Below are 6,085 nucleotides of genomic sequence, written 5' to 3'. Positions count from 1 at the left end.
CACCTGGGGGAGTGGAAGGGCGCCGAGCTGGCTCGGAACCTGCCGTCCGCCGCGCCGCGCTGGATTGAATTGCTGGACGATCCCTTCCGCCCCCACCCTGCTGGCCCGGGCCTCGGGGCCCGTGCTCACCGCCCAGCGCGGCGCTGTCTCCAGCCCCGAGAGCCTGGGACTCAAGCGGCAGGCGATGAATGTCGAAGTCCAGCGGCTGGGCACCGTCCGGAGCGAGTCCCAGGCCCTGGGCCAGGAGCGCACCGAACAGCGGCTCCACGACCTCATCGCCCGCGAGTTGTCGAAGGACCTGCGCCCCGCCCTTCCAGTTCAGCCCGAAGCACGGCCGGCTCCTGGGCCACCGCCTCCGGATGAAAAGAGGCCCCTTCAGGAGTCGATTGGCTCGGAGAACGCCCCGGCGGTGACGGCGAGCGCGGGAGGCGCGCACGCTCCGGCCGAGGAAGTGAACCCCGCCGCACGCGCCGAGGCCGCGATGGCGCTCATCGAGCGCATCGAGGTGTTCGTGAAGTCCCAGCGGCCCGCGCTCAGCATGAGCCTGCGCGGGCACCTGGACGCCACGGTGGAGGTCGAGCGCACGGGCCCGCGCGAAGTGTCGTTGCGCATCCTGGGCCGGCACCGCCCCGTGGCGGCCGAGGACCTGAGCCGGCTGCGCGACGCGCTGGAATCGCGCGGGCTGAAGCTGAGCGCCCTGCGCGCGGAGTAGCTCCCCGCAACGGAGAAGGCCCTCTCGCCGTCGCGCGAAAGGGCCTTCCGGGACACGCAACGGTCCGTGGACTACGAGCCCGGCGCCGGATCCAGCAGGGAGCGCTTGCCGTCCTTCGACTTGAACTCCTCGGCCTCGGGCAGCGCGGACTTCTTCTCCGCGATGTTGGGCCACTTGGTGGACAGGTCGGCGTTCAGCGCCTTGTATTCCTTCCACTGCTCCGGGAGCTCCGTCTCCGGGAAAATGGCCTTGGTGGGGCACACCGGCTCGCAAGCACCGCAGTCGATACACTCATCCGGGTGGATGACCAGGAAGTTGGCACCCTCGTAAAAGCAGTTGACTGGGCACACCTCGACACAGTCGGTGTACTTGCACTTGATGCAAGGGTCGGCAACGACGTAGGCCATTGAAAAGTCTCCTCTCGGTTGAAACCAGGCGCGTCCGTGGGCGCGCAGAGTAGTGGTTCGAACTGACGATGGCACCCTGAATCTGTGCCACCCCTTCGCAGGGAGCGGGGCTCAGCCCACCAAGCCCTGGGCCAACAGCAGCTCGGCCACGAGGATGGCGCCTCGCGCGGCACCCATCTTGGTGTTGTGCGACACCAGCACGTACTTGAAGCCGTTCTCCAGGACGCCATCCTCGCGGATGCGTCCGACGGTGGTGGCCATACCGCCATGGGTGTCCCGGTCCAAACGGGGCTGGGGTCGGAAGGGATCGTCCAGCACTTCAATCCAGCGCGGCGCGGCGGACGGCAGGTTCCGAGCCAGCTCGGCGCCCTTCCACTCCCGCAGGGCCTGGGTCACTTCGGCCACAGTCGCCTTCTTGTCCAATGAGACGAAGACGGACTCGGTGTGGCCCTCCATCACCGCCACGCGGGTGCAGGTGCAGGACACCCGAACGTCATGCGGCGTGAGGCCGTCACCCGCTGGACGCAGCGCGCCGAGAATCTTCTTCGTCTCCACCTCGACCTTGTGCTCCTCCTTGGGAATATAGGGGATGACGTTGTCGAGGATGTCCATGCCGATGACGCCCGGCGAGCGGCCGGCGCCGGACATGGCCTGGAGGCTGGTCATCAGCACCGCCTTCACCCCGAAGCGCTCCACCAGCGGCGCCAGCGTCACCGCCAGGCCGGTGGTGGTGCAGTTGGGGATGGGGACGATGAAGCCCTTCCAGCCACGCCGGCGCTGCTGCTCCCGGATGAGAGGCGCGTGCGCGGCGTTGACGGGGGGAATCAGCAACGGGACGTCTTCTTCGTATCGGAACGCGCTGGCGGCGGAGAAGACTGGGATGTCCTTCGCCAGCCGCGGCTCCAGTTCGCGCGCCACGTCCGCCTCCACGGCGGAGAAGACCAGGTCGTAATCCCTGGCCTCGAGCGCGTCACCGGCCACCACCTTCATGCCGGCGAGATCGGCGGGCAGCGGCTCCGGGACGAACCAGGCCGTCATGCCACTCGCCGTTTTCAGCGCCTCCGCATACGTCTTGCCCGCTGAGCGAGGCGAGGCCGCGAGCCCCGTCAGCTCGATGGAGGGGTGATTCTTCAGGGCGGCGATGAATTGCTGTCCGGCGAGTCCAGTGGCACCGATGAGGGCCGCGCGAAGCCTGGCCATGGGGGCGTTTCTCCAGTCTCCAGAGGAGGATGTCGCCCGCTCCATAACACCGTTTGACGACGCACCGCATCCACCCTGGTGCTCAGCGGGGCATCGCGGCGACGGGCGCCCGGCTGTGCCGCTCCGTGGGGAAGCCCCCTGTGACCCACGCGAGCAGTCCGCCGTCGAGGCAGACGGCCTCGCGGCCCTTCATCCGGAGCAGCCGGCAGACACGGCGCGTGTCCCTTCCGTCCGGCGAGCAACCACACAAGACGATGAGCTCGTCATCCGGGAGCATGTGGTGGTCGCGGGCGATTTCCGCGGACGTCATCCGCAATGCCCCTGGGATGTGCTGCTCGTAACGCTCCCAATCGGCAGCGTCGCGACAGTCGAGGACGAGCACTTCGTCGTCCCCCAGACGCATGTAAAGCTCGGCACAGACGATGATGGGCTCCACGGTGACCTCCGCGGGGTCTCTTCGAGCAACCCGGAGCGCCAAGGGCCTCTTCCCGCGCCGCTCCCCCGCCTGCCCTCCATGTGACAGACGAGGCGCCGTGCCGCACCGCGCCCCCGCCCTACAGGCCGAGCTGCTTGGCGATGATCTCGTTCATCACCTCACTGGTGCCACCGCCGATGGGCCCCAGCCGCGCGTCACGCCAGTGGCGCTGGATGTCGTACTCCATCATGTAGCCCGCGCCGCCATGGAGCTGGAGACACTCATCCGCGACGCGGCAGCACGTCTCGGTGGCCACCTTCTTCGCCATGGACGTCTGCGCCACCGCCCACTCGCCGGCCACGTGCAGCCGCAGCGCGTGGTAGGTGAGCTGACGCGCCGACTCGCGCGCGGTGAAGAGCTCCGCCAGCTTGTGGCGCACCACCTGGAACTGGTGGAGCGACTGGCCGAAGGCACGCCGTGACTTCACGTGCGCCAGCACCGTCTCCAGCATGTCCTCCATGGCTCCCACCGCCCCCAGCGCGAGCGACAGGCGCTCCCACTGGAAGTTGCCCATGATCTGCGCGAAGCCCTGCCCTTCCACACCGAGCAGATTCTCCGCGGGCACGCGGCAGTCCTCGAAGAACAGCTCCGCGGTGTCCGAGGCGCGCCATCCGAGCTTGTCCAGCTTGCGCCCCACGGAGAAGCCCGGCGTGCCCTTCTCCACCACCACCATGGACAGGCCCTTGTGACCCGCGGACGGATCCGTCTTCACCGCCAGCACCACGAAGTCCGCGCGCACGCCGTTGGTGATGTACGTCTTGGAGCCGTTGAGGATGTAGCTGTCGCCCTCGCGCCGGGCGGTGGTGCGCAGCCCCGCCACGTCCGAGCCCGCGTCCGGTTCGGTGATGCCCAGCGCGCCAATCTTCTCGCCCCGGATGGCGGGAGCCAGCCAGCGGTGCTTCTGCGCGTCCGTGCCGAACTGATGGATGGGCCCCGTGGAGATGGTGAACTGGGCTCCCAGCCCCGCGGACACACCGCCCGAGCCACAGCGCCCCAGTTCCTCCAGCAACACCGCCTCATACAGCTCCCCCGCGGCCGAGCCCCCGTACTCCACCGGGTACTTCAGGCCGAGGAAGCCCAGCTCGCCAAAGCGGGTGAAGAGCTCCCGGGGGAACTCCTCCCGGGCCTCCCACTCCTTCACGAAGGGAAGAACCTCCTTCTCCACCACCGCACGTACGGTGCGACGAAACGCGTCATGCTCTTCCAGGTACAGCCCTTGGCCGTGAAGCATCTTTCGAGCACCTCGTCCTTTCGGGTGCCTGTGCGCACACACCCGGGGTGGAACCTTCTGGTAACGGCATGGTAACGGGACGCATGCACCGCTGGCAGCTGTTGCATCCTTGACCGCGCGGTGGCGGGCTGCGTATAAAGCCGACCCCATCATCTCGGCGCCATAGCCAAGTGGTAAGGCAAAGGTCTGCAAAACCTTCATTCCCCGGTTCGAATCCGGGTGGCGCCTCAAAGACACAAGGCCCGGTGCGGAAGTCACTCCGCATCGGGCCTTGTCCTTTTCAGGGGCTGAGTGGACGGTTCAGCAGCCGACCTCCACCGCGCCGATGTCCGGCCCCCCACCGCAGAACGGGATGCCGATGTCAGCGCCCGAGTCCAGCGCCATGGGCCCCGGCGCGAACGCCGCCCCGAGGTCCGCCGAGCCGAGGCGTGAGGTGGTGTCTCCCGAGGTGGACTGGTAGGCCGTGAGGTCCACGGGCTTGCCGTCCTTCTTGAACTGGGCGCCCGCTGGGAAGAGGTTGTTGCCCATCTTCATCCCCGGAGCCATCGGGCCCATGTTCACCGCGATGGGGGCTTCCGCGAAGATGTTGTTCTGCACCACCGGGGACTGGGTGGGGCCGCCGGTGCCATGGCCGATGATGAGCGCCGTGGCCGTGCGGGTGACGGTGTTGTTCACCACCCGGGTGCCCTTCGAGTTCTCCAGGCGGATGCCCGTGCCCTCCCCGCCTCCGGCCTCGGTCATGTCGTACACGCGATTGCGGCGGATGACGACGCCGGTGGGCATGGCGCCGTCACGGGTGCCCCCCACCGCGATGCCCTTCGCGCCGTCGTAGATTTCGTTGTCCTCCACCAGCACGTTGCTCGCGGAGTAGTGGATGACGACGACGTCCCCCCGCGCCGTGGAGGTCGGGAGGAAGTGGTGCATCCGGTTGTTGCGGATGGTCACCCCGTAGCACGTCTTGATGTCCACGGCGTTCTCGCGGTTGCCGTAGAAGTGGTTGTTCTCCACCAGCAGGTTCTCCGCGGGCGGCAGGTTGCTGAAGCCCTCGGGCCCCAGGCACTGCACGGAGTCACCGGAGTTGTCGTGGATGTCGTTGTTGCGCACGGTGACGTCGCGCGACGTGGGCTGCACCACGACGCCGTGCGAGTCCTCGTTGTCGGTGGTCTTCACGAAGTCGTGGATGTGGTTGTTCTCGATGATGGGCCCGGTGGCGTTGTTGAACGTCGTCACCGCGCCGCCGCCCGTGCCGCCGTGCAGGTCCGAGTTGACGAGCATCGAGCCCGTCACGTCGCCCTCGAACGTGACGGCGAAGGGCGTCTGGCCCTCCATATCGATTTCGAAGCCGTCGATGATCCAATGCGGCTGGCGCACCTGCACCAGCCCGTGCTCGCCGGGGCCTAGGACGATGCGCGGGCTGCCCTCGCCCTGGAGCGTGATTTTCGCGTCGGCCGTGCCCGGCTTCGCGTTGTCACCGATGATGACGCGCTCCGCGTAGGTGCCAGGCATGACACGGATGAGCTCACCCGGGCTGGCCAGGCCGATGGCCTTGTTGAGCGTGCGCAGCGGCTGCGCGGCGCTGCCGTCCCCGGCGTCGTTGCCCGACGTGCTCACCACCCACTCGCGGGTGTAGACGGGCGCCTCCGCGGCGACGACCGTCGCCGTGGCGTTGACGGCCGGTTGAGGCGAAGGGTCCTCGATGTTCACGTGGTCCGCGTGGTCCGGTAGCGCGGCCACCGGAGTCCCCGCCACCGCCTGCACGCCCACGGGCGGACGCGTGGCGAAGGTTCGAGTGGGCGGGGGCGACTCCGCCGACCCAGACGCGGGCGTGGGCATGGGCACGGGGCGAGGGGTCGACCCCTGAACGGGCACGGGCGTCCCTTCACTGTCGGAGCCCGAGCAGGCCGCCGAGCTCAGCAGGAGCAGGCCCGTGGCCAGGAACGTCAGCTTCAGGCAGTTGCCGTGTCGGATTTTCATGAGCAGGGGCAACGCCGGAAGCCCTGTGCGCTATTCATCCCCTCGAGTCCCGGCACGTACCAGCCAGCCTGCCCGGCGGGCGCACG

The 6,085-nt window shown here is 68.3% G+C and carries 6 protein-coding genes and 1 tRNA gene; 2 read left to right on the top strand and 5 right to left on the bottom strand.

The genetic code is table 11. The features are described from left to right. Nucleotides 1-712 (top strand): hypothetical protein (locus tag HNV26_RS16585; protein WP_253816670.1); only part of this gene is annotated, 712 nt, incomplete at its 5' end. Nucleotides 713-783: 71 nt separating this feature from the next. Here HNV26_RS16585 and fdxA read toward each other — a convergent pair. The 4 genes from fdxA to HNV26_RS16565 all read right to left on the bottom strand — a co-directional run bounded on the left by fdxA (nt 784) and on the right by HNV26_RS16565 (nt 4,025). After that, nucleotides 784-1,119 (bottom strand): ferredoxin FdxA, encoded by a 336-nt coding sequence (gene fdxA / locus HNV26_RS16580; protein WP_011553106.1) that lies wholly within the window; start codon nt 1,117-1,119, stop codon nt 784-786. 111 nt (nt 1,120-1,230) lie between these two features. Beyond that, nucleotides 1,231-2,319, bottom strand: coding sequence for an aspartate-semialdehyde dehydrogenase (asd, locus tag HNV26_RS16575; protein WP_171442256.1), 1,089 nt, complete (start codon nt 2,317-2,319; stop codon nt 1,231-1,233). Nucleotides 2,320-2,401: 82 nt separating this feature from the next. Further along, on the bottom strand, nt 2,402-2,755 hold the full coding sequence (locus tag HNV26_RS16570; protein WP_171442269.1) for a rhodanese-like domain-containing protein: 354 nt from the start codon (nt 2,753-2,755) through the stop codon (nt 2,402-2,404). A 118-nt stretch (nt 2,756-2,873) separates the two neighbouring features. Continuing rightward, the gene (locus tag HNV26_RS16565; RefSeq protein ID WP_171442255.1) at nt 2,874-4,025 is read right to left on the bottom strand and encodes an acyl-CoA dehydrogenase family protein; all 1,152 of its coding nucleotides are present in this window, start codon (nt 4,023-4,025) and stop codon (nt 2,874-2,876) included. Between the two features lie 156 nt (nt 4,026-4,181). On the opposite strand from HNV26_RS16565, the gene HNV26_RS16560 reads away from it, so the two are divergent. Further along, nucleotides 4,182-4,253, top strand: a tRNA-Cys gene (locus HNV26_RS16560). A gap of 72 nt (nt 4,254-4,325) precedes the next feature. Here the strand turns inward: HNV26_RS16560 and HNV26_RS16555 are convergent. After that, a complete protein-coding gene (locus HNV26_RS16555) occupies nt 4,326-6,011 on the bottom strand; it encodes a right-handed parallel beta-helix repeat-containing protein (protein ID WP_171442254.1) in 1,686 nt (561 codons plus the stop codon). Nucleotides 6,012-6,085: the final 74 nt, after the last annotated feature.

The sequence above is a fragment of the Myxococcus xanthus genome (assembly GCF_013116825.1).
Taxonomy (GTDB): Bacteria; Myxococcota; Myxococcia; order Myxococcales; family Myxococcaceae; genus Myxococcus; species Myxococcus xanthus_B.
Note: the sequence above shows the minus strand (reverse complement) of the source record. Positions and strands in the feature narration are given on the sequence as shown.

What these genes read in the sequence shown, in the direction of transcription:
- fdxA (WP_011553106.1), bottom strand. Translation starts at nt 1,119, where the DNA reads ATGGCCTACGTCGTTGCCGACCCTTGCATCAAGTGCAAGTACACCGAC.
- asd (WP_171442256.1), bottom strand. Translation starts at nt 2,319, where the DNA reads ATGGCCAGGCTTCGCGCGGCCCTCATCGGTGCCACTGGACTCGCCGGA.
- HNV26_RS16565 (WP_171442255.1), bottom strand. Translation starts at nt 4,025, where the DNA reads ATGCTTCACGGCCAAGGGCTGTACCTGGAAGAGCATGACGCGTTTCGT.